Annotated in this window: 19 protein-coding genes; 3 read left to right on the top strand and 16 right to left on the bottom strand. The window is 70.1% G+C overall.

Annotation, left to right across the window (positions count from 1 at the left end; genetic code table 11):
• Positions 1 to 3: 3 nt before the first annotated feature.
• From ACUN0C_RS03950 to ACUN0C_RS03930, 5 genes are read right to left on the bottom strand one after another with little or no spacing between them, the layout of a single operon-like run.
• On the bottom strand, positions 4 to 1,395 hold the full coding sequence (locus ACUN0C_RS03950) for an MmgE/PrpD family protein (protein WP_445465024.1): 1,392 nt from the start codon (positions 1,393 to 1,395) through the stop codon (positions 4 to 6).
• Positions 1,392 to 2,918: an MmgE/PrpD family protein gene (locus ACUN0C_RS03945; RefSeq protein ID WP_445465023.1), complete on the bottom strand. Its 1,527-nt coding sequence runs from the start codon at positions 2,916 to 2,918 to the stop codon at positions 1,392 to 1,394. Before ACUN0C_RS03945 ends, ACUN0C_RS03950 begins: the two co-directional genes overlap by 4 nt.
• Complete coding sequence (locus ACUN0C_RS03940) at positions 2,915 to 4,417, bottom strand: tripartite tricarboxylate transporter permease (protein WP_445465022.1); 1,503 nt, start codon at positions 4,415 to 4,417, stop codon at positions 2,915 to 2,917. The genes ACUN0C_RS03945 and ACUN0C_RS03940 overlap by 4 nt, the downstream gene beginning before the upstream one ends.
• Before the next feature lie 52 nt (positions 4,418 to 4,469).
• A complete protein-coding gene (locus ACUN0C_RS03935) occupies positions 4,470 to 4,955 on the bottom strand; it encodes a tripartite tricarboxylate transporter TctB family protein (protein ID WP_445465021.1) in 486 nt (161 codons plus the stop codon).
• Positions 4,956 to 4,968: 13 nt separating this feature from the next.
• Positions 4,969 to 5,943 carry a Bug family tripartite tricarboxylate transporter substrate binding protein gene (locus tag ACUN0C_RS03930; RefSeq protein WP_445465020.1) on the bottom strand — a complete coding sequence of 325 codons (975 nt, stop codon included), beginning with the start codon at positions 5,941 to 5,943 and terminating at the stop codon, positions 4,969 to 4,971.
• 88 nt (positions 5,944 to 6,031) lie between these two features.
• Here ACUN0C_RS03930 and ACUN0C_RS03925 point away from each other — a divergent pair, with 88 nt between their 5' ends.
• Positions 6,032 to 7,438 (top strand): MmgE/PrpD family protein, encoded by a 1,407-nt coding sequence (locus ACUN0C_RS03925; RefSeq protein ID WP_445465019.1) that lies wholly within the window; start codon positions 6,032 to 6,034, stop codon positions 7,436 to 7,438.
• A 33-nt stretch (positions 7,439 to 7,471) separates the two neighbouring features.
• Here ACUN0C_RS03925 and ACUN0C_RS03920 read toward each other — a convergent pair whose 3' ends face one another.
• The 8 genes from ACUN0C_RS03920 to ACUN0C_RS03885 form a co-directional block, all read right to left on the bottom strand.
• Complete coding sequence (locus tag ACUN0C_RS03920; protein ID WP_445465018.1) at positions 7,472 to 7,864, bottom strand: GFA family protein; 393 nt, start codon at positions 7,862 to 7,864, stop codon at positions 7,472 to 7,474.
• A gap of 94 nt (positions 7,865 to 7,958) precedes the next feature.
• Positions 7,959 to 8,720 carry an SDR family NAD(P)-dependent oxidoreductase gene (locus ACUN0C_RS03915; RefSeq protein WP_445465017.1) on the bottom strand — a complete coding sequence of 254 codons (762 nt, stop codon included), beginning with the start codon at positions 8,718 to 8,720 and terminating at the stop codon, positions 7,959 to 7,961.
• Positions 8,721 to 9,530: 810 nt separating this feature from the next.
• Positions 9,531 to 9,962 carry a type II toxin-antitoxin system VapC family toxin gene (locus tag ACUN0C_RS03910; protein WP_445465016.1) on the bottom strand — a complete coding sequence of 144 codons (432 nt, stop codon included), beginning with the start codon at positions 9,960 to 9,962 and terminating at the stop codon, positions 9,531 to 9,533.
• Positions 9,959 to 10,258, bottom strand: a complete 300-nt coding sequence (locus ACUN0C_RS03905; protein WP_445465015.1) for a hypothetical protein — start codon at positions 10,256 to 10,258, stop codon at positions 9,959 to 9,961. The genes ACUN0C_RS03910 and ACUN0C_RS03905 overlap by 4 nt, the downstream gene beginning before the upstream one ends.
• Before the next feature lie 760 nt (positions 10,259 to 11,018).
• Positions 11,019 to 11,501 carry a DUF411 domain-containing protein gene (locus tag ACUN0C_RS03900; RefSeq protein ID WP_445465014.1) on the bottom strand — a complete coding sequence of 161 codons (483 nt, stop codon included), beginning with the start codon at positions 11,499 to 11,501 and terminating at the stop codon, positions 11,019 to 11,021.
• Between the two features lie 119 nt (positions 11,502 to 11,620).
• Positions 11,621 to 13,699, bottom strand: coding sequence for a heavy metal translocating P-type ATPase (locus tag ACUN0C_RS03895; RefSeq protein ID WP_445465013.1), 2,079 nt, complete (start codon positions 13,697 to 13,699; stop codon positions 11,621 to 11,623).
• 31 nt (positions 13,700 to 13,730) lie between these two features.
• Positions 13,731 to 14,189 (bottom strand): Cu(I)-responsive transcriptional regulator, encoded by a 459-nt coding sequence (gene cueR / locus ACUN0C_RS03890; protein WP_445465012.1) that lies wholly within the window; start codon positions 14,187 to 14,189, stop codon positions 13,731 to 13,733.
• A 53-nt stretch (positions 14,190 to 14,242) separates the two neighbouring features.
• Entirely contained in the window at positions 14,243 to 16,714 is a 2,472-nt protein-coding gene (locus tag ACUN0C_RS03885) for a heavy metal translocating P-type ATPase (RefSeq protein ID WP_445465429.1), read from the bottom strand.
• Positions 16,715 to 16,939: 225 nt separating this feature from the next.
• Here ACUN0C_RS03885 and ACUN0C_RS03880 point away from each other — a divergent pair, with 225 nt between their 5' ends.
• Positions 16,940 to 17,155, top strand: coding sequence for a heavy-metal-associated domain-containing protein (locus tag ACUN0C_RS03880; protein WP_445465011.1), 216 nt, complete (start codon positions 16,940 to 16,942; stop codon positions 17,153 to 17,155).
• A 155-nt stretch (positions 17,156 to 17,310) separates the two neighbouring features.
• Here ACUN0C_RS03880 and aspS read toward each other — a convergent pair whose 3' ends face one another.
• Complete coding sequence (gene aspS, locus ACUN0C_RS03875; protein WP_445465010.1) at positions 17,311 to 19,086, bottom strand: aspartate--tRNA ligase; 1,776 nt, start codon at positions 19,084 to 19,086, stop codon at positions 17,311 to 17,313.
• 161 nt (positions 19,087 to 19,247) lie between these two features.
• Here aspS and rnd point away from each other — a divergent pair, with 161 nt between their 5' ends.
• Positions 19,248 to 20,420, top strand: a complete 1,173-nt coding sequence (gene rnd, locus ACUN0C_RS03870) for a ribonuclease D (RefSeq protein ID WP_445465428.1) — start codon at positions 19,248 to 19,250, stop codon at positions 20,418 to 20,420.
• A 2-nt stretch (positions 20,421 to 20,422) separates the two neighbouring features.
• Here rnd and ACUN0C_RS03865 read toward each other — a convergent pair whose 3' ends face one another.
• Together ACUN0C_RS03865 and ACUN0C_RS03860 are read right to left on the bottom strand one after the other, a co-directional pair.
• Positions 20,423 to 21,943, bottom strand: a complete 1,521-nt coding sequence (locus ACUN0C_RS03865) for a Ppx/GppA family phosphatase (protein ID WP_445465009.1) — start codon at positions 21,941 to 21,943, stop codon at positions 20,423 to 20,425.
• Positions 21,930 to 24,113, bottom strand: coding sequence for an RNA degradosome polyphosphate kinase (locus tag ACUN0C_RS03860; RefSeq protein ID WP_445465008.1), 2,184 nt, complete (start codon positions 24,111 to 24,113; stop codon positions 21,930 to 21,932). The genes ACUN0C_RS03865 and ACUN0C_RS03860 overlap by 14 nt, the downstream gene beginning before the upstream one ends.
• Positions 24,114 to 24,121 lie beyond the last annotated feature (8 nt).

The raw sequence follows: 24,121 nt of genomic DNA, 5'->3' as shown, positions 1-24,121 counted from the left end.
GCCCTAGCCGAATCGCGCCCTGATCCGGCCGAGCGCGGACAGGTCGTCCATCTCGAAGAGCCGCTCGCACAGCGCGCGCAGCTCCGCGCCCGCTTCGGCGAGACCGCCGAAGGCGAGGTTCGCGTCGAACTTCGACAGGATCTCCGCCTCGCTGAGCGGCTCGCGCGCGCCGCCGCGCATGTGCGGCTGGCGGACCCTCCGCTCGCTGCCGTCGCGCAGCCGGACCGTCACGTCGCCGCTGTAGTTCCGCGGATACTCGTCGTCCGGGTCGATCTCGTAGCGGACCTTCCCCGTCAACGCGAGGAGCGCCGGATCGGCGATCCGCGCCTCGGTGAACTGGCCGAGGCCGGCGGCGCGGTCGACGAGCCCGACCGCCACGCAATAGGGCACGCTGAACTTCGCCGAATAGGGCGTCGACGGCCGCCTCTTCTCCGCGAGCGGCTCCCAGAGCCGGTGCACGGTGCCCTCGCCCACCCGGCACAGCACGTCCTCCACGTCCTCCGCGCGCACGCCGCCCTCCGCCAGGCGGATCGCGCAGTCGATGAAGGGCTGGGTCATGGTCCCGCAGGCATAGGGCTTGAAGGCGATGCTCTCCATGTGGAACCGCTCGCCGAGCCCGTCCGTCAGCTCGCCGTACCGGCGCTCGATCCCCGGCGCGGCGAAGGCGAAGAAGAAGCCGTGCTCGCCCTCGATGACGGAGCGGGGCGCGAGGAAGCCGTGCTTGCCGAGGAGCGCGGCGCGGATGCCGGCCTGCGCGGCCCAGCCCGGGTGAAGGCGCTTCGTCCAGGTGCCCTCGGCGAGATACTCGATGATGCCGGACGCCATGCTGCCGGCGACGCCGAGCGCGTCCGTGAGCTGACGCGCGTTCAGCCCGAGCGCGACGCCGGTGCCGACTGCCGCGCCGAGCGCGCCGATCACCGCGGTCGGGTGGAAGCCGGCGCGATGAACCGCCGTCGGCGCCACGAGCGCCATCCGGCAGATGAACTCCCCGCCCGCCACGATCCCGGCGAGCGCATCGGCGCCGGACCGGCCGTAGCGTTCGCAGACGGCAAGCACGGCCGGAATGACGACCGTGCTCGTGTGGACCGGATTGCCCTCGAAGGTGTCGTCGTAATCCTCGCCGTGCGAGGCGACGCCGTTCACGAGCGCCGCGCCGGCGGCGTCGAAGCCGCGGCCGTGCCCGAAGGCGGTGCACGGCCCTTCCGCGTCCCAGGAGGCAAGGATCGCCTCCACGTAGGGTTCGCGCCGCGCCGATACCGCGAGCCCGACATGGTCGATCAGCGCCAGCTTCGCCACCTCGCGCGCGCGGGTCGGGACGGCATCGGCCGTGAGCCCGCGCGCCCAGTCCGAAAAGGCCTCGGCGGCGAAGCGGGTGGTCTTGATCGGGGCGTTCATCTCGGCTCCTCGGAACGGTAATCGAATATGCCCTTGCGTCTGCCTCGGACGAGCGGGACCCGGTCGACCGCGACCGTCAGGCCGCCGAGCTCGCCCGGTCCTCGCCCCGCGAGCCCCTCGGCCTCGGCCAGGAAGCGCGCACGCTCGCCTGCGCTCACGAAAGGCTCGGCGAGGCTCGTGAACTTCTGCACGTACTCGGCACGGCCGAACGGTCGCTCGCCGCGCGGATGGGCACGTGCGACGGCGATCTCCTCCTCGACGGTGCGGCCGTCGCGGAGCCGAACCACGGCGCGCGCGCCGTGATCCTTCTCCAGCCCCTCGCGGCCGTAGAAGCGGTCGTTCCACTCGTCCGATTCGGCCGTCCGGATCTTCCGCCAGAGCGCAACCGTCTCGCTGCGCGACACGCGTTCGGGCGCGTAGCTCGCCTCGTGGTGCCAGGCGCCGTCCTCCAGCGCGACGGCGAACATGAACATGGCGCTGTGGTCGAGCGTCTCGCGGCTCGAATTCGGGTCCATCTTCTCCGGGTCGTTGGCGCCCGTGCCCATCACCAGATGCGTGAACTTCTTGGTATGGAGCACGATCTCCTCGACCACGCCCGGATCGGGCAGGAGCGGACGCATCTTCAGCGCAAGGTCGATCACCGCCTGGCCGTGATAGCCGGCCGAATGCTCCTTGGTGAACGTCTCCAGGATGCCGCGCTTCGGCTCGCCCAGCTCCGGCAGCGGCACGCTGTAGACGGCGTCGTCGCCCTTCAGCATCGCCGCGATGAGCCCGTAATCGCCCTCGTAGATCGGCGAGGGGCTGGTCTCGCCGCGCATCGCCCGGTCGACCGCCTCGATGGCGACATTCCCGACATGGCCCGGCGCGTGCGCCTTCCAGCTCGAGATCTCCCCCTTCCGCGACTGCCGCGGCGCGTAGGAGAGATGGGCCGCGAGCTGGATCGCCTGGTAGGCGGCCTCCGTCTCCAGCCGCAGCATGGCGGAGAGCCCAGCCGCCACGGCGGGCCCGAGATGGCCGACGTGGTCGATCTTCTCGAGGCTGAGATTGATGCCCTTGGCGAGGTCGATCTGCACCTCGTAGGCGGTGACGATGCCCCTCAGGAGGTCGTCGCCGCCGAGCCGGCAGTGCTGCGCGACCGCGATGAGCGGCGGAATGGTGTCGCCCGGATGGCCCGATTCCTGCGCGAAGAAGCTGTCGTGGAAATCGAGCTCCCTGACCGCGGCGCCGTTCGCCCAGGCCGCCCACGCCGCCTGGAACCGCTGTTCCGGCGGAAGCCCGAGGATCGTCGCGCCGCCCGGATCGGGAAAGGCGAGCGCCTGGGCGCGCGCCGACACCGCCGGCGCACGGTTGATCGCCGCGATCGCCACGCCCGCATTGTCGATGACGCGGTCGATGGCGACGGCCATCGCGCGCGGATCGAGCGGAGCGCCGTCCGTGGCGATCTCCGCCAGCCGCCACGCGAGCTCGCGCTCCCGCGGGATGCGCTCGCCCGGCCGAATCACCCGGACCTCGTGCTCGATCATGCCTGCGATGCCTCGGCCGCGCGCGCCCGCCGGGCGCTCCGCCAGCCCCGCAGCGCCGACCCCACGATGAACACCAAAGCGAGGCCGAGCAGGAGCGCGCTCACCGGATCGCGCAGGAACACCCAGTGGTCGCCGTTCACGATCACCAGCGCGCGCCGGTAGTTCGCCTCGATCATGTAGCCGAGCACGAGGCCCAGCACGAGCGGCAGGAAGGGGAAGCCGAACCAGCGCATCAGGTAGCCGAGCACGCCGGCGGCGAGCACCACGCCGAGGTCGAACAGGCTGTGGTCGATCGTGTAGATGCCGGAGAAGACGAGCGCGTAGATCGCCGCGAGCAGATACGGCTTCGGCCGGTTCACCAGCCAGATCGCCGGCGTCATGATGAGGATGCCGATCAGGAGCTGCGCGACGTTCGCGACCAGCAGCCCGCCGAACAGGCCGTAGACGACGTCCGGGCTCTTGGCGAGGAGGAGCGGCCCCGGCTCCATGCCGTGGATCATCAGCGCCCCGAGCAGGATCGCCGTGGAGTTCGATCCCGGGATGCCGAAGGCGAGCGTGGGGACGAGCGCCGTCCCGGCGACGACGTTGTTCGCCGCCTCCGGCGCCGCGATCCCCTCCGGCGAGCCCTTGCCGAACTCCTCCGGATGCTTCGACCAGCGCCGCGCCTCGTTGTACGACATGAAGGAGGCGATCGTCCCGCCCGCCCCCGGCATCACGCCTTCGAAGGTGCCGATGCCGACGCCGATCCCGAGCGCGACCTTGATGCGCTTCAGCATGGCCCAGTTCGGCAGCTTGATGTGCGTGTCGCGCGCCCGCGTCTTCTCCCATTCCGGCAGCCCGGCCTGCGTGAAGAGCTCCGTCATGGCGAACACGCCGACCATGACGAGGATGAACTCGATGCCGCCGAGGAGCTCGGGCCGGCCGAAGGTGAAGCGGTTCACGCCCGAGAGCGGGTCGGTGCCGACGGTTGCGATCATCAGCCCGGCCACGCCCGCCATCAGCCCCTTTACGACCGAGCCGGAGGACAGCGACGCGATGACGCTGATGCCGAGGATGCCGAGCGCGAAATAGGCCGCCGGCGTGAAAAGGAGGGCCACGCGGGCGAGCGGCCCGGTCAGCACGATGAGGAGGAGCAGGCCGGCCAACCCGCCGATCACGCCGGACATCAGCGACAGGCCGAGCGCCTCCCCGCCCCGGCCCTGCCGGTGCATCGCGTAGCCGTCGAGCACGGTGGCGGCGGCCGAATTGGTGCCGGGCGTGCGGATGAGGATGGCCGGGATCGAGCCGCCGTACTCCGCGCCGACATAGGTCGCGCCGAGCAGCACGACGGCGGTGATCGGGTCCATGCCGTAGGTGAACGGCAGGAGCAGCGCCATCGCGATCGAGGGCGAGATGCCGGGCAGCGCGCCGCCGAGCATGCCCCACGCCACGCCGGCGAAGGCGGCGGGGATGGCGGCCGTGCCGGTCAGCGCCGCCCAGGCGTGCTCCCAGCCGTTCATCGGCGGGCGCTTTCGCCGTGACGCGCCCGCCGGCGCCGGCGTGGGATTGGCGTCATCCGATCAGCCCGGGCCACAGGCCGCTCGGCATCGGCACCCGCAGCACAAAGGTGAAGAGCGCGTAGTAGAAGGCGCCGCCGAGGACCCCGAAGGCGATGAGCGGGCCTGCGCGGCGGCGGCCGTTGTAGAAGGCGACGACGATCAGGAGCAGCGTGATCGCGGCGAGATAGCCGATCGCCGGCAGCAGCACGAGATAGGCGATCCCGATCGCCAGCATGCCGATGGCGCGGCCGTGCTGCCGCAGCGTCGGCGCCTCCTCGCCCTCCGCCGCGGCGGCGGCAGCGCCGCTCCGCACCCGCGCCGCCACGCTCTGCCCCATCAGCAGCAGCGCCAGGCCGCCGAGCACGATTGCGAGCGTCTGCGGCATGGTCGAGGCCGTCACCGCGCCGTCGAGGAAGCTGATCGGGATCTTCGCCGCCGCGAGCCAGTAGGAGACTGCGCCGGCGAGCACCACCAGCCCGACATAGAAGTCGCGCGTCATCGCGTCCGCCGGATCAGTCCGACGTGACGCCGTAATCCGCGAAGAACTTCTTCTGGTCCTCCACGAAGTCGGTCATGAACTTCGCGTATTCCTGATGGTCCATGACGGTGGGGATGAGGCCCGCCGCCTCGTACCACTTCTTGAACTCCGGCACCTCGAGCACGGCGGGGATCGCCTGCGCCCAGGCCTGCAGGACGTCCTCCGGCAGGCCCTTCGGCCCGGCGATGCCGCGGAACTTGTTGACGACCAGGTCGATGCCCTGCTCGCGCGCCGTCGGCACGTCCGGGTAGTTCTCCAGCCGCTCCTCGGTATAGGTGGCGATCAGCCGGATCTCGCCCGCCTCGATCTGGCCGCGCAGCTCCTGCACCTCGCCGATGCCGGCCGCGAGCGTGCCGTTCAGCACGTTGATGAGGAGGTCGCCGCCGCCGTCATGGGTGGCGATGTTCACCTCGATGCCGGTGATCTTCTTCAGCTGCTCCATCACCTGGCGGTCGAGCGAGGCCGGCGTGCTGACCCCGATCGCGACCTGGCCCGGTTTCGCCTTGGCCGCCTCGACGAGCTCGGTGAGGGTCGTGAAGTCGCTCTTCGTCGTCGTGTAGACGACCTGCGGATCCATGAAGATGTTCACGACCGGCTCGAGATCCGCATAGGTGAACTGCGGCTTGCTGAGCAGCGACGTGTTGATGAAGCTCGGCGTCGTCCCGTAGAACATGGAGCCGTCCGCCTTGGCCTGCGCGACATGGGCCATCGCCTTGGCGCCGCTGCCGCCGCGCACGTTCTCCACCACGACGTTGGCGCCGAGCACCTTCTGCAGGTGCGGCGCCATCTCGCGCAGATAGACGTCGGTCCCGCCGCCCGGGCTCGAATGGGTAACGAGGGTGACGGTGCCGACCGGGTACTTCTCCTGCGCCGATGCGGCGGTCGCGCAAAGCACCAGCGCCGCCACGGCGAAACCCGCCCTCAGCGGGGCTCTCGAGAATAGGCTCACGTTGCTTCCTCCCGTCTGCGCATCTTTGTCTTCGTCGCAGATCGCGGGGAGAGTAACACGATACGACAGGGCGACAAGGGAGGAGCGCATGCCGTCGGATACAGCGGACACGGACGGGGCGGCCCGGGCGGCCGGGGCGCAAATCGCCGAAACGCTGGCGGCGCACCTCTCCTCCGTGCTCGACCGCGCGCTGCCCGAGGAGGTGGTGGAGAAGGCCAAACACCACGTGCTCGACACGCTCGCCGCCATGATCTCCGGCTCCCGGCTGAAGCCGGGCCGCCTCGCCATCCGCTACGCCGAAGCCCAGGGCGGGCGCCCGGCCTGCACGCTGGTCGGCGCCCGCACGCTCGCCGATCCGGTCAACGCCGCGCTCGCCAACGGCATCATGGCGCATGCCGACGAGACCGATGACAGCCACCTTCCCGGCCGCTTCCATCCCGGCTGCGCCGTCGTCCCGGCCGCGCTGGCGATGGCCGAGAGCCGCGGCATGGGCGGCGCGGATCTCCTCCGGGCGGTCGCGTGCGGCTACGACATGGGCGCGCGCTTCTCGCTCGCGCTCGGTTACGCCACGCCCGAATCGGGCAGCCACAGCTCGCACTGCCTCGGCGCCAATTTCGGCGCAGCCGCCGCGGCGATCGCGCTCTGCCGCTTCGGCCCGGACGAGGTCCGCTCCGCCCTCGCCTACGCCATCCAGCAGGCCTCAGGCGTCCGCTTCTGGCAGCGCGACGAGGAGCACGTCGAGAAGGCGTTCGATTTCGGCGGCATGGGGGCGCGGAACGGCGTCACCGCCGCCGGCCTCGTCGCCGCCGGCTTCACGGGCGTGCGCGACCCCTTCACCGGGCGCCACAACTTCTTCACCGCCTTCGCCGACGAGCCGCGGCCGGAAGCGCTCGTCGCGGATCTCGGCACGAGCCAGGGCCTCATGCAGGCCGCGATCAAGAAATGGTGCGTCGGCTCGCCGATCCAGGCCGTCCTCGACGGCATCATGGCGCTCCACGAGGCGCACGATTTCGCAACCGACGACGTCGCCCGGATCGTCCTCGAGCTCCCCGACGACCGCGCGCCGCTCGTCAGCGACCGCGCCATGCCCGACATCTGCGTCCAGCACCTCGCCGCCGTCGCGCTCCTCGACCGCGGGCTCGGCTTCGCGATGGCGCACGATTACGCGCGCATGAAGGATCCGGCCGTGCTGGCGCTCCGCGCGCGCACGGAGCTGCGCCCGAGCGCCGAGCTCACCCGCGCCAGGCCGGGGCGCCAGGCGATCGTCACGCTCGAGCTCGCGGACGGCCGCGTCCTCTCCCACCGCACCCGCGCCGTCCACGGCACGCCCGACAACCCGATGGCGCGCAGCCACGTCGCCGCCAAGGCGGTCGACCTCGCGGGGCCCGTCGTCGGCGCTGGAGCCGCCGCCCGGCTCGTGGAGGCGGTGTGGGCGCTCGACGATTGCCCCGACGTCCGCATGCTCCGCCCGCTCCTGCAGGCCGATCCGCTTTAGCCTCCGCCCGCCCCGGCCTGACGACGCGCGGGCCTAGTCCTCGAAGCGGCTCGTGGCGTCGCGGTCGCGCTCGTACCGCCTCGTGAGCGGGAACGGCGGCAGCCAGGATTCCCGGCGGATCGTCCAGCTCTCGTAGGTCGGCGTCAGCTGGTCGGGGGCGTCGAGCGTTCCGAGGTTCACTTCGATCTCGTCGCCGCTTCGGTTGAAGACCGACGAGCCGCAGTCGGGGCAGAAGGTCCGCCCGCGATAGGCGCGCGTCTCGCCCGCGATCGTCACCGCCTCCTGCGGGAAGATCGCGGAGGCGTGAAAGAGCGCCCCGTGATGCTTGCGGCAGTCGAGGCAGTGGCAGAGGCCGACCCGGTACGGCCGTCCCGCCGCCGCGATCCTGACCTTGCCGCACAGGCAACCGCCCTCGAAACGATCCATGCTGCTTCTCCTCCGGTCCCGGACGGGCCGGACGTTCTTCACGAGCGGCGCCGTCTCCCTCGTCCTGCCCGCGCCGCTCCGGGGCCGGTCCGCTTCAGGGAAAGTACATCCCGCCGCTGATGTGGATGGTCTGGCCGGTGATGAAGCGGCCGGTCGGCACGCACAGCGTGCGCACCATCTCCGCCACCTCCTCGGGCCGCCCCTCGCGACCGACGATCGGATGCCCGGTCCCGGGCACGGCGCCGCCCGCGCCGGCGGTCTTGGCGCGCTCGCCGCCGATCTTGCCCGGCACCACGCAATTGGCGGTGATGCCGGCTTTCGCGTACTCCACCGCCACCGCCTTGGTGAGGCCCGTCAGCCCGGCCTTGGCGGCGCAGACATGGACGCGGTTGTAGGCGCCGGTATGCCCGGTCATGCCGCCGATGTTGATGACCACGCCGCCGCCGGCGCGGATCATGAGCGGCAGCGCGCTCCGCGTGCAGAGGAACGCGCCGTCGAGGATGATGCCGGTGATCTCGCGCCATTCCGCGAAGCTCATTTCCGTCATCGGCGCCTCGCGCCGGTTGGCGGCGTTGTTCACCAGGATGTCGAGACGGCCGAAGCGCGCGTCGACGGCCTCGAACATGGCCTTCACCGCCGCCTCGTCGGTCACGTCGGCGAGATGGGTCATCGCCTCGACGCCGAGCGCCCGCACCTCATCGGCGACCGTCTCGAGCTCGGCCGCGGAACTGCGGGCATTCAGCACGATCGCAGCGCCGGAGCGCGCCAGCGCGAGCGCCGTCGCCCGCCCGATCCGCCGCGCCGCCCCCGTGATCAGCGCGACCTGCCCGCGCAGGCTCTGCCGCTCGTCCTCCATGCCCCTCCCCCTTCGTTGATCTCTCTGGCGATCATCTAACCTGCAACGGGGCCGCTCCGCCCGGACAATTTCGCGCCCGCGCAGGCACCCTCGACCCGCCGACGCATCAAGCCACTGCGCCGAGCGGATTGCACCGCCCCCGCCCCCTTCTCTGTCGTCATTGCCGGACCAGCGGCGGAGCACCGCCCCCCGCCCCACTCCCTGTCGTCATCGCCGGACTTGATCCGGCGATCCACGAGCGCCACCCCCGCGGCACGGCCGCACTGGATGCCCGGGTCGAGCCCGGGGATGACGACAGGGTGACGGGGAGGCGCCGAGCGACGGTGCGGGCAGCGCCGAGCATCGGGCGCCGGTCGCGCAGCACTGCCCAGCCCCCCTCCCGAAATTCCGCGCGCCTCCGGCTTCGGAATTTCGACCTCCCCGCAAGGGGGAGGTTACGGATCGTGCCGGGCAGCAGATGCCCTGCCCGATCAGAGGCTGAATGTGGCCCAACGATCGCGACCCGGCACAACCCCCAACCTCCCCCTTGCGGGGAGGTCGAAAGCGGCGCAGCCGCTTTCGGGAGGGGGGCGCGGCGCCTCCGCTTGTCCCGGCGCCGGCGGAGCGCACCGGCGACCCGCCCCATTCTCTGTCGTCATCGCCGGACTAGATCCGGCGATCCAGCAACGGCCCCTCCGCCGCAGCCGCCGTCCGCTGGATGCCCGGGTCGAGCCCGGGCAGGACGACAGAATGTGCGTCGGGCGCACCGCCCACCCCTCCGCCGTGGGTCCCACCGCCGGTTGTCATCGACGAGTCTGTCCCGCCAACGCCTCAGACGGCGCCGCGGATCGGATTGAGCACCTGGAGGCCGGCAAAGTCCCTTTCGTTGTCCGTCACCAGCACGCACTCGTTCGCACCGGCAACAGCGGCGATGATCATGTCCATGCCGCTGCGCGGCCCTCCGGCCGCCTTTCCCTCTGCCATCAGCCGCGCCCAGATCAGCGCGGCTCTGTCGTCGAAAGACAGGATGCGTCCGGTGAAGAGCGCCTGCGGCCCTTCCGGTCCGGAGAACCACTCCTCGAGTGCCTCGCGCTTCTTGCCGCTCGGTTTCTCGAGAATCCCGCGACTGATCTCCGCGACCGTCAGCGAGGCGATGAACAGATCCTCGTCACCCTGTCTCGACATCCATTCCAGGAGCGATTCAGACGGATGAGACTTGATGACATTGCTGATGATGTTGGTATCGAGGAGGTAGCGCGTCAAAGGTCCACCCTGCGGGGCTCCTCGCGGGGCCGCGAAAGATCGAGTTCGGCGCCTACCAGCGGCGAACGTCGCAATGCAGCGAGGATTCCGCCGGGCTTGGGTGGCTCGCCCCCGATCGACTTGCTCACGGCGGCGCGGAGTTCCGAGGCCTCCGGCGTGTCCTCGGCCAGTCGCCGGGCGAGCGACCGGACGAGATCGCGATCGGACGCCCGACCCAGCACTTCGAAACGCGCCAGGCCGCGCTCGCCAAGACGGGATCGATAGTTCTGGACAGCGCGCTTCTGTGAATTCCCCACGGGACACCTCACCTATTTCCAGTAATATACCCGGACCGCCGCGTTCAGCAAGCCTGCGAAAGCGCCCTGCCGGACCGGCGGCGGAGTCCCGCCCCCGCCCCACCCATTGTCGTCATCGCCGGCCAGAGGGCGGAGCACCGCCTCTCCCCATCCTCTGTCGTCATCGCCGGACTTGATCCGGCGATCCAGCAACGGCCCCTAGCCGCAGCCGACGCCCGCTGGATGCCCGGGTCGAGCCCGGGCAGGACGACAGAGTGTGCGTTGGGCGCACCGCCCCACTCCTGCCGTCATCCCCGGCCGAGGGCGGAGCACCACCTCTCCCCATTCTCTGTCGTCATCGCCGGCCCAAGGGCGGAGCACCGCCACGCCCCATTCTCTGTCGTCATCGCCGGACTTGATCCGGCGATCCAGCAACAGCCCCTCGTCGCAGCCGGCGCCCGCTGGATGCCCGGGTCAAGCCCGGGCAGGACGACAGTGGCAGAGGCGCGCCAGGGGCAGCCCCACTCCCGATCATGGTCGACGGACACGCATGCGGAGCAGAGCCCCCGCCCCATTCTCTGTCGTCATCCCGACCAAAGGGCGGAGCACCGCCCCCGCCCCAATCTCTATCGTCATCGCCGGACTTGATCCGGCGATCCAGCCACGGCCCCTCCGCCGCACCCGGCGCCCCCTGGATGGTCCACCCAGGCAGGACGACAGTGGAAGGCGCAGCGCATCCGGCGATCAGGGAGGGCGCTGCGCGGGGCGCGCCGAAAGGCCCTCAGAGCGCGTGCGCGCCCCGGAAGCGGGCGAAGGTCTTCCGGCCGGACGGGCCGAAGAGCACGACCTCGTAGGCTTCCGGCGTCACGCCAGGATAGTCCATGCCCGGCGACCCGCCGGGCATGCCCGGCACGGCGAGGCCTGTCGCCGCGGGCGCGAGGGCGAGGAGCCGCTCGATCGCCGCCGCCGGCACGTGGCCCTCGACGACGTAGCCATCCACCTCGGCCGTGTGGCAGGACTCGAGCTCCGCGGGAACGCCGAGCCGGCGCTTCACGGCGTCGAGCTCGCCGGTCTCCACGATCGACACCGGGAACCCGGCAGCCTCGATGTGCTCCGCCCAGGCGCCGCAGCAGCCGCAGGAGGGATCCTTGTGCACCGTCACGAGCGGCCGCGCGAACGCCCGTGCCCATGCGGGCGTCCAGAGCGCCGGCAGGGCGGCGATCCCCGCAATCACGCTGCGGCGCGTGAGAAGACTTCTGGGCATGTCGGAACTCCTCCTCCCGAAATCTGGGCCGGCTGCAATCAGCCCCGTTTAACCCTTTGACGCATCACGTTCATTGACGCGGCGCAAAGGAGATCGCGCAAGCCTTGGGATGCCGCCGCTCAACGCGCGCCCCGGAATCTGAGCAGCTGGGCATTGATCGCGACGATGATCGTGCTGAGCGACATGAAGATCGCTCCGACCGCCGGCGTCATCAGGAAGCCCGTCCCGAACGTGATGCCTGCCGCCATGGGGATCGCGACGGCATTGTAGCCGGTCGCCCAGATCAGGTTCTGCACCATCTTTCGATAGGTCGCGCGCGACAGCCCGAGGATCGCGGGAATGTCCCGCGGGTCGCTCCGGACCAGCACGACGTCGGCGGATTCCACCGCGACGTCCGTCCCGGCTCCGATCGCAATGCCGAGATCGGCCTCGACGAGCGCGGGAGCGTCGTTGACGCCGTCGCCGACCATCGCGACCGCCTCCCCGCCCTCCCGGATCTGCCGGACCTTCGAGGCCTTCTGGTCGGGCAGGACTTCCGCGAAGAACTGGTCGATTCCGAGCTCGGCCGACACGGCCGCGGCCACCGGGCGGGAATCGCCGGTCAGCATGATGGACCGGATCCCGAGCGCCTTCAGGTCCGCGACGGCCTGCCGCGATTCCGGTCGCACGACGTCGGCGAGCGCCAGCGCGGCGAGCGGCGCGCCGGCTCGCAGCAGGAACACGACCGTCTTGCCCTGGTGCTGCAGCCGGGCGATCTCCTCGTTCGCGATGGCCGTGCCGGCACGGTCGAGATGGCCTGGGCTGACGATCCGCAGTTCCTCGCCGTCAAGCTCTGCGACGATGCCCTCTCCGGTCAGGTTGCGGAAGCTCGACACGCGCGCCACCGCGATCTCTCGACGGCGCGCCTCCTCGATGATCCCTTGCGCGATCGGGTGTTCGGACTGCGCCTCCGCCGCAGCGGCGAGCCTCAGGATCTCGGTCTCGTCGGCGGCGCCGAGCGGCACGATGTCGGTCACGCCGAACCGCCCTTCCGTGAGCGTGCCCGTCTTGTCGAATACGACCGCCTTCAGGAGCCGCGCGCGCTCGAAGGCGGCCCGGTCGCGGATCAGGAGACCGTTCCGCGCGCTGATCGAGGTGCTGACCGCGACCACGAGCGGGACCGCCAGCCCGAGGGCGTGCGGACAGCTGATGACCATGACCGTCACCATGCGCTCCATGGCGAAGGCGAAGCTCTCTCCGAGGGCGAGCCACACCGCGAGCGTCCCGATGCCGACCGTCAGGGCGATGTAGGTGAGCCACGCCGCGGCGCGGTTGGCGAGGTCCTGCGTGCGGGAGCGGGTCGCCTGCGCTTGGCGGACGAGCTCGATGACCTGGGCGAGATAGGTCGCATTGCCCGTTGCGGTCACCTCGATCGTGACGGCGCCCGCACCGTTGATCGATCCGCCGATTGCGCGGTCTCCGGGCGCCTTCGGCACCGGCCGGGACTCGCCGGTCAGCATCGCCTCGTTGACGCTCGTTTCCCCGTCCACGACCTTGCCGTCCACCGGGATCTTCGCGCCGGGGCGGATGAGGGTGCGGTCGCCCGGCTTCAGGGCGCTGACCGGCACTTCGCGCGTCGCCCCGGACGGCTCGACGAGGATGGCCGTGTCGGGCAGCAGCCGGACGAGTTCCTCCAGCGCGCGCGAGGCGCCGAGGACGGATCGCATCTCGAGCCAGTGCCCGAGGAGCATGATGACGATGAGGGTCGCGAGCTCCCAAAAGAACTCGGTCCCGGCGGTGAGTCCGACGGTGACGGCGACCGAATAGACGTAGGCCACGCTGATCGCGAGCGCGATGAGCGTCATCATGCCGGGCTGCCGCTTTCGAAGCTCGCTCGCGAACCCCGTCAGGAAGGGCCAGCCGCCATAGAAGTAGACGACGGACGACAGGAGCATGACCAGCGCGCCGCGGCCGGCGAAGTCCAGTTCGAAGCCGAGAACGTGCTGGACCATCGGCGAGAGCACGAGGATCGGCGGCGTGAGCGCCAGCGAGACCCAGAAACGCCGCCTGAACTCGCCGACCATGGCGGCGTGATCGTGCTGTCCGCCGTCGGCGCCGTGCCCCACCTGCGGCGACGGACGGGCCGTTTCCCGCGTGTCCGGCCCATGACCCGGCCCATGCTCGTGATGATTGCCTGCAGGATGACCGTGGTGGCTCATGGTCGGCTCCTCCGGATTGGACGGGCTCGGGTCAGGCGCGAGGCTCCCCGCGAGAGTGAGCGCCGTCGCGCCGGTTGGGATTCGCGCCGGCGGCAGGCCCCCGCGGCGCCGCCAGGTCGTCGATGATGGGGCATTCGGGGCGGTCGTCGCCCGCGCAGCAGGACACGAGATGGTTCAGCGTCCGCTGCATCGCCGCGAGTTCCTCGATCTTGCTCTGGAGTGCCGCGACGTGGCCTTGCGCGATCGCCTTCACCTCCGCGCTCGACCGCCCCTTGTCGTGCCAGAGCGCCAGCAGCGCCCCGATCTGCTCGACCGAGAAGCCGAGGTCGCGCGCGCGGCGGATGAAGCGCAGCGTGTGCACCTCGTTCTCGCCGTAATGGCGGTAGCCCGCCTCCGAGCGCACCGCCTTCGGGATGAGCCCGGTCGCCTCGTAGTAGCGGATCATCTTGGCGGAGACGCCCGACGCCTTCGCCGCTTCGCCGATGTTCATCATGGCCTTCCTCGCTCGGTCGGTTTCGCTGCGGGTTGCGCTGCTCGTGCGCTTCACTGCGCCGGGGCGAGCGCCGCACGCACGGGCGGCTCGGGCGCACGCGCCTCCGCCGCCATCGGCGGGCGGAAGCCGCGCAGGCGCAGCGCGTTGCCGAGCACGAAGACGCTCGAGAACGCCATCGCCCCGGCGGCGAGGATCGGCGACAGGAGCACGCCGGAAAGCGGATAGAGCACGCCGGCCGCAACCGGGATCAGAGCGGCATTGTAGGCGAAGGCCCAGAACAGGTTCTGCTTGATGTTCCGGATCGTCGCCTGGCTGAGCGCGATCGCGTTCGGCACGCCGCGCAGGTCACCCGACATCAGCACCACGTCGGCCGATTCGATCGCGATGTCCGTGCCGGTTCCGATCGCGATCCCGACATCGGCCTCCGCGAGCGCCGGCGCGTCGTTGATGCCGTCGCCGACGAAGGCGATCCGCCGCCCGCCTTCGCGGAGCCGCTTCAGCGCCTCCACCTTGCCCGCGGGAAGGACCTCGGCCACCACCTCGTCGATGCCGAGCCGGCGCGCGATCGCCTCGGCCGTGCGGCGGTTGTCGCCGGTGATCATCGCCACCTTCAGCCCGAGCCGGTGGAGCGCCGCGATCGCCTCGGGCGTCGTCGGCTTGACCGGGTCGGCGACGGCGAGGATCGCGGCGAGCCGGCCGTCGATCGCGGCATAGAGCGGGCTCTTGCCCTCGTCCGCGAGCCGCGCGGCGGTCTCCGCGAAGACGGCGACGTCGAGGCCGAGCTTCGTCATCAGCCGGTCCGCGCCGACGCTGACCGCGTGGCCGTCGACGCGCGCCGAGATGCCGAAGCCGGGCTCCGCCTCGAACGCTTCGGCCGCGCCCGGCGTCAGGCCGCGGCGCTTCGCGGCCGCCACGATGGCCTCTGCGATCGGGTGCTCGGATCGCGCCTCGACGGCGGCGACCAGCGCGATGACGGCGTCGACGTCGAGTCCGCGGGCGACTACGGCGTCGGTCAGTTCGGGCCGTCCCTCGGTGAGCGTCCCGGTTTTGTCGAGCGCGACCACCCCGACCCCGCGAAGTGCCTGAAGCGCCTCGCCTTTCCGGAACAGGACGCCCATCTCCGCGGCCCGTCCCGTACCGACCATGATGGAGGTCGGCGTGGCCAGCCCCATCGCGCACGGACACGCAATTATCAACACCGCCACCGCATTGACCAGCGCCAAACCCAGCGGATTCCCTGGGCCGAGCACGAGCCACACCGCGAAGGTCAGCGCAGCTATCCCCATCACCACCGGCACGAAGACCGCGGTCACCCGGTCGACGAGCGCCTGGATCGGCAGCTTCGCCCCCTGCGCCGCCTCCACCATCCGCACGATCTGCGCGAGCACCGTGTCCGCGCCAACCCGTTCTGCGCGAAAGGAAAATGCGCCGGTCTTGTTGATCGTGCCGCCGACGACCTGCCCGCCCGGGGCCTTGGCCACCGGCACCGGTTCCCCGGTGATCATCGATTCGTCGACGAAGCTCGACCCCTCGATCACCTCGCCGTCCACCGCCACCTTCTCGCCCGGCCGGACGAGCACGACGTCGCCGACCCGCACCTCGGCGAGCGGGACATCCACCGCCTCGCCTTCCCGGATGATCCGGGCGGTCTTCGCCTGCAGGCCCATCAGCCGCCTGATCGCCTCGCCAGTGCGCCCCTTGGCGCGTGCCTCCAGATAGCGGCCGAGCAGGATCAGGGTGACGATCACGGCCGCCGCCTCGTAGTAGACGTTCGCGGTGCCGGCCGGCAGCAGACCGGGTGCGAAGGTGGCGACGACGGAATAGGCCCAGGCCGCGCCGGTTCCGATCGCGACGAGCGCGTTCATGTCGGGCGCGGCGCGCGCGAGCGCCGGCAGCCCCTTCGCGAAGAAGCGCAGGCCCGGCCCGAACAGCACGATGCTGGTGAGCACGAACTGAATGTACCAGCTTTCGCGGTGCCCGATCGCGGCCATCACGAAGTCCCGAACCGACGGGATGAAATGCGAGCCCATCTCGAGCACGATCACCGGAACGGTGAAGAGCGCAGCCACGAACAGCGCCCGGCGCAGGGCCCGCATCTCCGACGCGCGGCGCTCGGCCTCCCCGTCGCCCGCCGCCGCGGACGCAGCGAGCCGCGCGCCGTAGCCCGACCGCTCGACCGCAGCGATCAGGTCGGCCGGCGCCACGCCCGCGAGATGCCGCACATGGGCACGCTCGGTCGCGAGGTTGACGCTGGCCCCGATCACGCCGGAAACCCCTGCCAGCGCCTTCTCCACGCGCGCCACGCAGGAGGCGCAGGTCATGCCCTCGATCGCGAGTTCCGTCGTCTCCTCCCGGACGGCGTAGCCGACCCGCTCCACAGCCTCCGCGACCGCCACCGGATCCGGCTCGCCGGCAAAGGCGATATCGGCCCGTTCGGTCGCGAGGTTGACGTCCGCACGTTCAACGCCCGGGACCGACCGGATCGCCTTCTCCACCCGCAGGACGCAGGAGGCACAGGTCATGCCCTCGATCGCGAGGCTCAGGCGCTGCTGCGCCGCGGCCGGGGTGCCGACCCTCGTCACGGCATCGGTGTCCATGATCGCTCTCCGGTTTCTCTTCCGGAGATACAGGTGGGGCTTCCAATGATGGTAAGGTCAAGCGGCGATTCATGCGCTACGAACACTTGACCTTCCCATTGTTGGAAGCCCCATGTCGTACCTTTGCAAGCACGTTGCAGGGAGAGGTCGATGCTTCGCTTACACGTCCCGGACATGGTGTGCGGCGGGTGCGCGCGGGCGGTCGGAAAGGCAGTGGGGGCGCTCGACCCGGACGCCCGGCTCGAGGCTGATCCCGACAGCCGCGAGGCGCGGGTGACGAGTTCGGCTGACCCGCAGGCGCTTCTCGCCGCGCTGGAAAAGGCCGGGTTTCCGGCGGAGTTGAAGGCTGCGGCCCCGGCTGCATAGCATGGGCTGCCGCCGCGGGGCGGCTCACCCGGGCGCGCACGGGCGACGAGCCTCTGCCGCCGCAGCGGATCGAGGCGAACGGGCCCGGAGCCTTCCCGCGGGCGACGGAAGAGCGGGCCTGTGCCGCGGTCGGCCCGGGCGCGGCGGCCGGCGCTCTACGCCGGCTTGTTCACCCTGAGATGCAGCTCGCGGAGCTGCTTCGGCGTGGCTTCCGTCGGCGCGCCCATCAGCGGATCCTGCGCCTGCTGGTTCATCGGGAACATGGTGATCTCCCGGAGATTCCGCGTCCCGCACAGGAGCATGACGATCCGGTCGACGCCGGCCGCCATGCCACCATGCGGCGGCGCGCCGAACTGGAGCGCGCGCAGCATGCCGCCGAACTTCGCCTCCAGCACGTCCTCGCCGTACCCGGCGATGGCGAACGCGCGCTTCATGATCTCGGCCCTATGGTTCCGGATCGCGCCCGAGCCGATCTCGTAGCCGTTGCACACGATGTCATACTGGAACGCCTTCACCGCGAGCGGATCGAGCGTGTCGAGCGCTTCGAGCCCGCCCTGCGGCATGGAGAACGGGTTATGGGAGAAGTCGACCTTCTTCTCCTCCTCGTTCCATTCATACATCGGGAAGTCGACGATCCAGGCGAGCTCGAACCGATTCTCGTCCACCAGGCCGAGTTCCGCTCCGACCTTCTGCCGCGCGTTGCCGGCGAAGCCGTAGAAGTCCGCCGGGTTGCCCGCGACGAAGAAGACGGCGTCGCCATCGCGCAGACCGAGCTGCTGGCGGATGGCGTCCGTCCGCTCCGGCCCGAGGTTCTTTGCGACCGGGCCGGCGCCGCTCTCCTCTCCCTCGCGGAAGAAGATGTAGCCGAGACCCGGCTGGCCCTCGCCTTGCGCCCAGGCATTCATGCGGTCGCAAAAGGCGCGGTTGCCGCCGCCGGGCCCCGGGATCGCCCAGACCTGCACGTTCTCGTCGGCCGCGATCATGTTGGCGAAGACCCTGAAGCCGGAGCCTGCGAAGTGCTCCGTCACCTCAGCCATCTCGATCGGGTTGCGCAGGTCCGGCTTGTCCGATCCGTAGAGGCGGATGGCGTCGCGGTAGGCGATCCGCGGGAACGCCTGCGTGACCGGCCGGCCGTCGGCGAAGGCCTCGAAAACGCCGCGGATCACCGGCTCCATGGCGGCGAACACGTCCTCCTGCTCGACGAAGCTCATCTCGATGTCGAGCTGGTAGAACTCGCCGGGCAGCCGGTCGGCGCGGGGATCCTCGTCACGGAAGCACGGCGCGATCTGGAAGTAGCGGTCGAAGCCGGCGACCATGATCAGCTGCTTGAATTGCTGCGGCGCCTGGGGAAGCGCGTAGAACTTGCCGGGGTAGAGCCGCGAAGGCACCAGGAAGTCGCGCGCGCCTTCCGGCGAGGAGGCGGTGAGGATCGGCGTCTGGTACTCGGCGAAGCCCTCTTCGCTCATCAGGTCCCGGAGCTTGGCGATGATCCGGGTCCGCCGGACGATGTTGCGGTGAAGCGTCTCGCGGCGAAGGTCGAGGAAGCGGTACTTGAGGCGCGTGTCCTCGGGGTAGTCGGGCTCGCCGAAGACCGGCATCGGCAGTTCCGGGGCGTCCGAGAGCACCTCGATCTCCTGCGCGAAGAGCTCAATCGCACCCGTCGGCAGGTTGTGATTGACGGTCCCGGGCTCGCGCAGCTTCACGATGCCGTCGACACGCAGGCACCACTCGGCGCGGATGCGCTCCGCCGCCTGGAAGGCCGGCGAATCGGGGTCGGCAACGATCTGGGTGAGCCCGTAATGATCGCGCAGGTCGATGAAGAGGAGACCGCCGTGGTCGCGGACACGGTGGACCCAGCCCGACAGCCGGACCGTTTTGCCGTCATCCTCGGCGCGAAGCGCGCCGCAAGTATGGGTTCTGTAGCGATGCATGTCGCCGAGGCCTGCAAAGGTGTTCGGGAAACGCGCGGAAAAGCGCAGATGGCCTGCAAGGTGTCAAGCCGCAGGGTCGCGGTGGCACGCGCGGCAGGGGCGACAGCGGAACCGCCATCCGCTATAGCCGCCGAATGCCGAGTAGCTCCTCCGATTATCAGCTGATCACGCGCACCGAAGCCCTTGCCGAGCTCTGCGGCCGAATGGCCGGCGCGCCCTACGTGACCGTCGACACGGAGTTCATGCGCGAGAGCACCTTCTGGGCGCAGCTCTGCCTCATCCAGATCGCGAGCCCGGACGAAGTGGCGGTCCTGGACCCGCTTTCTCCGGATCTCGACCTCGCGCCCTTCTACGCGCTGATGGCCGACGCGAACGTGGTGAAGGTCTTTCACGCCGCGCGGCAGGACATCGAGATCTTCGTGAAGCAGGCGGGCGCCGTCCCGCATCCGATCTTCGACACGCAGATCGCGGCAACCGTCTGCGGCTACGGCGACCAGGTCAGCTACGATCAGCTCGTGTACCGGATCACCGGCCACCATCTCGACAAGTCGTCGCGCTTCACCGACTGGGCCCAGCGCCCGCTCGCGCCGAGGCAGCTGACCTATGCCGTCGCCGACGTGGTGCATCTCCGCCAGGTCTATCTCGCGCTCGCGGCAAGCCTTGAGGAGCAGGGGCGGAGCCACTGGGTCGCCGAGGAAATGGCCGTCCTCACCGACGTCGCCACCTACGTCACCCACCCCGAGGACGCGTGGCAGCGGCTGAAGCTGCGCGTGAAGAAACCGAGCCAGCTCGCAGTCCTTCAAGCCGTTTCCGCGTGGCGCGAACGGGAGGCGCAGGAGCGCAACGTGCCGCGCTCGCGCGTCATCAAGGACGACGCGATCTACGAGCTGGCGCTGCAGCAGCCGCGCGACGTCGAGAGCCTCGGCCGCCTGCGCAGCATCCCCAAGGGGTTCGAGCGCTCGGCCGCAGGGCGGGCCATTCTGCAAGCGGTCCAGGAGGCGATGAGCATTCCCGAGAGCCAATTGCCGAAGCTGCCCCGGAGCAGGCCGGCTCCCGAGCACGCCAGCGCCGCCGCCGAACTCCTGAAGGTTCTTCTGAAGATGGTGGCGGAACGGCACGGCGTCGCCTCGCGCATCATCGCCAATTCGGACGACCTCGAGCGGCTGGCCGCCAGCGACGTCGCCGATGTCCCTGCCCTTCGCGGCTGGCGCCGCGAGCTGTTCGGCGAGCAGGCCCTTGCGCTGCGCCGCGGCGCGATCGCCCTCGCGCTGTCGCCGAAGGGGACCCGGATCGTCGAGCTGCCTCCCGAGCCCGGGCAGGATTCGGCCGGCTAGCCTCAGCCCGTTCTGATCGCTGAGGCGAGCCCGGTGAGCGCCGCGAACTGCCGGAGCCGGGTCTCCAGCCGCGGCGCGGCGAGATCGGCGAGATCCTGCGGCAGGACCAGCTCGATCTTCTTGCCCGATCGGCGGATATGCGTGCGGCCGATCACGCCGGGCATCGAGGCGGATATGAGGTATGCCACCCGGAACGCCCCGGCGAGCGCGCGGGCGCGCTCCGAATAGCGGACGGGCGCGAGTTCGCGGATCCCGCTGCCGAGATACTCGTCGGAGAGCCCGGAGTGCCGGTAGTAGACCGCGAGCGCGAGATAGACGCGGCCGGGATGATCGACGCCCACGAAGGCCGCGTTCGCGATGATGCTGAGGCTCTGTTCCCCCCGGTACTCCGGATGGGCCCGCCAGCCGATATCGGCGAGGAGACATGCGGCGGCGCGAAGGCGCTTCTCCTCCGCGGTTTCGTCGATGCCGAGCGCGCGGAGAGCCTCACCCGTCCAGGGTATCAGCTCGCGGCCATGCTCGGGCGAGCGGGAGCGCAGGATCGAGAGCTCGGCGGCGGCGGCCAGCAGGGGATCCTGCCGCTGCTCTTCCGACGTGAGCTTCTCGAACAGATAGCCTTCCCGTAGCCCGAGCGCGGACATCGTGACGACGCTCGGCTTGCCGATGCGAAGAATCTCGGAAAGCACGATCGCGCCATAGGGAAGGAGCGCCCGGCGGAGCTTCGAGACGGCGCCGATGCCGGTCATGCTGTCGAGGGAACCGCGGGCGATCACCTTCAGGAACTCCGCGAGCTCGTCCACGTCCAAGGCGTATTCGTGCATCACGTGGAGCGGGTATCCCGTCCGGCGCATGTGCAGGCGGGCAAGCGAACGCCAGGTGCCGCCCACGGCATAGAAGCTCCGGCCGGCAAGCGCGGGCAGGACGCCCGAGGCCTGCAGCGCCTTGGCCGCGATGTCGCGCGCCGACTTCAGGGAACCCTTGGCATCGCTCTGGAGCCGAAGGCTGCCGAGCTTGAGGCTCTCGCGGCTGCCGAGCCGGCGCCCGTGGACGTCCGTCAGCTCCAGGCTGCCGCCGCCGAGATCGCCGGTCACGCCGTCCGGCCGAAGGATGCCGGCGACGACGCCGAGCGCCGAGATGCGCGCCTCATCGGCGCCCCCCAGCACCGTGACCGGAGCCCCGAAGATCGCTTCCACCTCCTTCAGGAAGGCGGCACCGTTGGACGCCTCCCGCGTCGCAGCGGTCGCAAGGACATCGGTTTCCACGACCTGCATCTGCCGCGTGAGCACCGCGAAGCGGCGAAGCGAGCCGAGCGTCTTCGCTACCGCGTCGGCGGCCAGCTTTCCGTTCTCCGCGACGCCGGTGCCCAGGCCGGCGAGCACCTTCTCGTTGAAGAGAGGGGTCGGCGAGCGGGCGAGGCGCTCGTAGACGACGAGGCGGACCGAGTTCGACCCGATGTCCACGACCGCCACCGGGCCGTGGCCGGCGATGCGGCCCTGCGCCGGCGCCGAATCAGCTGCCGGCAACGGGGCGGACGCTCGGGATCGATGAGGCCTTGAGAGATCGTCCACGTCCTGACAGGCTCGGATTGGTCATGAAGAAATGGTGGGCGTTGAACGGCTCCTCGCCGCTCGCGGGCACGATCCGGCGGGACGTCCCGTCCGAAAGGATGCGCCAGCTCTGCTGATTGTCCTTCAGGTTGGCAACCATGATCTGGTCGAGAATCTGCATGTGCACGGTCGGGTTCTCGATCGGGACCATGACCTCCACCCGACGGTCGAGATTGCGCGGCATCAGGTCGGCCGACCCGATATAGACCATCGCCTCGTTCGAGGGCAGCCCGTGGCCGTTGCCGAAGGCGAGGATGCGGGCGTGCTCGAGAAAGCGCCCGACGATCGACTTCACCCTGATATTGTCCGAAAGGCCCGGTATCTCCGGCCGCAGGCAGCAGATGCCGCGGACGATGAGGTCGATCCGCACGCCCGCTTCGCTCGCACGATAGAGCGCGTCGATGATCTCGCGGTCGACCAGCGAGTTCATCTTCATCCAGATCTGCGCCGGCCTGCCGGCCTGGGCGTGCCCGATCTCGGCCTCGACATGCTGCAGGATGCGCTTGCGCAGGTTCAGCGGCGAAACCGCGATCTTCTTCACGTCCTGCGGCGGCGCGTAGCCGGTCAGGAAGTTGAAGATCCTGCCGACGTCGCGCGCGATCGCCGGGTCGGCCGTGAAATAGCTGAGATCGGTGTAGATGCGCGCCGTGATCGGGTGGTAGTTGCCGGTCCCGATATGGATGTAGCTGGCCAGGCTCGCCCCTTCCCGCCTGACCACCTGCGAGAGCTTGGCATGCGTCTTCAGCTCCATGAAGCCGTAGACGACCTGCACGCCCGCACGCTCCAGGTCTCGCGCCCAGCGGATGTTGGCCTCCTCGTCGAAACGCGCCTTGAGCTCGACGAGGGCGGTGACCGACTTGCCGGCTTCCGACGCCTCGATGAGCGCCCGCACGATCGGCGAGTCGTTCGATGTCCGGTAGAGCGTCTGCTTGATCGCGACGACGTCGGGATCGTTCGCCGCCTGCCTCAGGAACTGGAGGACGACGTCGAACGACTCGTAGGGATGGTGGACGATGATGTCCTTCTGCCGGATCGCGGCGAAGCAGTCGCCGCCGTGCTCCCGGATGCGCTCGGGGAAGCGCGCGGTGTACGGCGGAAACTTCAGGTCCGGACGGTCGATCGCCACGAGCTGCGAGAGATCGCTCGTACCGAGCATGCCGGGGATGATGTGGACCTCGGTTTCGGCGACGCCGAGCGCCTGCTGCACGCGAGAGCGCAGCGGGTCCGGCATCTCCTCCCCGAACTCGAGCCGGATCACCGATCCGCGCCGGCGCCGCTTCAGCGCACGCTCGAACACGCGCACCAGATCCTCCGCCTCCTCCTCGATCTCGATGTCGGAGTCGCGGATGACCCGGAACGCGCCCTTCCCCGTCACCTCGTAGCCGGGGAAGAGCCGCGGGATGAACAGCGTGACCGTGTCTTCGAAGCTCACGAACCGGAGCGCGCCGTCGCTGCCCTCCCGCGGCAGACGGATGAAGCGGCCGAGCGTCGAGGGGATCCGCACGAGCGCGATCATGGGGCGCGCGTCCTTGGTCGCGAGCTCCAGCGCGAGCGACAGGCCGAGATTGGGAATGAAGGGGAAGGGATGCGCCGGGTCGATCGCGAGCGGGGTGAGCGCCGGGAACACGGATTCCAGGAAATGCTCCTCCAGCCAGGAGAGGTCGTCCTCCGACAAGTCGTCGATCGACACCAGCGCGATGCCGGTCCCCGAGAGCGCCTGGCGCAGGACCTTCCATTGCGCCTGCTGCTCGACAACCAGCGCGTTGACCTTGGCTTCGATCTGTCTCAGCTGCTCGGTCGGCGTCAGCCCGTCCTCGCTGAGCGTGGAAATCCTCTCGCGTTCCTGCCCCTTCAGGCCGGCAACGCGGACCATGAAGAACTCGTCGAGATTGCTTCCGGAGATCGAGAGGAACCGCAGCCTTTCCAAGAGCGGGTGCTCGGCATTCCCGCATTCCTGGAGGACGCGCCGGTTGAACTCCAGCCAGGAGATCTCGCGGTTGATGAAGCGCTTCGGGCTCCGGGCCAGCTCGGGCTCGGGCCTCCCCTCCGCTCTCTCGACCACCAGCTCGCTGCTCAGCTCGTTCATCTCTTGCC

The sequence above is a fragment of the Faunimonas sp. B44 genome (assembly GCF_052655945.1).
Note: the sequence above shows the minus strand (reverse complement) of the source record. Positions and strands in the feature narration are given on the sequence as shown.

What these genes read in the sequence shown, in the direction of transcription:
- ACUN0C_RS03950 (WP_445465024.1), bottom strand. Translation starts at nt 1,395, where the DNA reads ATGAACGCCCCGATCAAGACCACCCGCTTCGCCGCCGAGGCCTTTTCG.
- ACUN0C_RS03945 (WP_445465023.1), bottom strand. Translation starts at nt 2,918, where the DNA reads ATGATCGAGCACGAGGTCCGGGTGATTCGGCCGGGCGAGCGCATCCCG.
- ACUN0C_RS03940 (WP_445465022.1), bottom strand. Translation starts at nt 4,417, where the DNA reads ATGAACGGCTGGGAGCACGCCTGGGCGGCGCTGACCGGCACGGCCGCC.
- ACUN0C_RS03935 (WP_445465021.1), bottom strand. Translation starts at nt 4,955, where the DNA reads ATGACGCGCGACTTCTATGTCGGGCTGGTGGTGCTCGCCGGCGCAGTC.
- ACUN0C_RS03925 (WP_445465019.1), top strand. Translation starts at nt 6,032, where the DNA reads ATGCCGTCGGATACAGCGGACACGGACGGGGCGGCCCGGGCGGCCGGG.
- ACUN0C_RS03920 (WP_445465018.1), bottom strand. Translation starts at nt 7,864, where the DNA reads ATGGATCGTTTCGAGGGCGGTTGCCTGTGCGGCAAGGTCAGGATCGCG.
- ACUN0C_RS03915 (WP_445465017.1), bottom strand. Translation starts at nt 8,720, where the DNA reads ATGGAGGACGAGCGGCAGAGCCTGCGCGGGCAGGTCGCGCTGATCACG.
- ACUN0C_RS03900 (WP_445465014.1), bottom strand. Translation starts at nt 11,501, where the DNA reads ATGCCCAGAAGTCTTCTCACGCGCCGCAGCGTGATTGCGGGGATCGCC.
- ACUN0C_RS03895 (WP_445465013.1), bottom strand. Translation starts at nt 13,699, where the DNA reads ATGAGCCACCACGGTCATCCTGCAGGCAATCATCACGAGCATGGGCCG.
- cueR (WP_445465012.1), bottom strand. Translation starts at nt 14,189, where the DNA reads ATGAACATCGGCGAAGCGGCGAAGGCGTCGGGCGTCTCCGCCAAGATG.
- ACUN0C_RS03885 (WP_445465429.1), bottom strand. Translation starts at nt 16,714, where the DNA reads ATGACCTGTGCCTCCTGCGTCCTGCGGGTGGAGAAGGCGATCCGGTCG.
- ACUN0C_RS03880 (WP_445465011.1), top strand. Translation starts at nt 16,940, where the DNA reads ATGCTTCGCTTACACGTCCCGGACATGGTGTGCGGCGGGTGCGCGCGG.
- aspS (WP_445465010.1), bottom strand. Translation starts at nt 19,086, where the DNA reads ATGCATCGCTACAGAACCCATACTTGCGGCGCGCTTCGCGCCGAGGAT.
- ACUN0C_RS03860 (WP_445465008.1), bottom strand. Translation starts at nt 24,113, where the DNA reads ATGAACGAGCTGAGCAGCGAGCTGGTGGTCGAGAGAGCGGAGGGGAGG.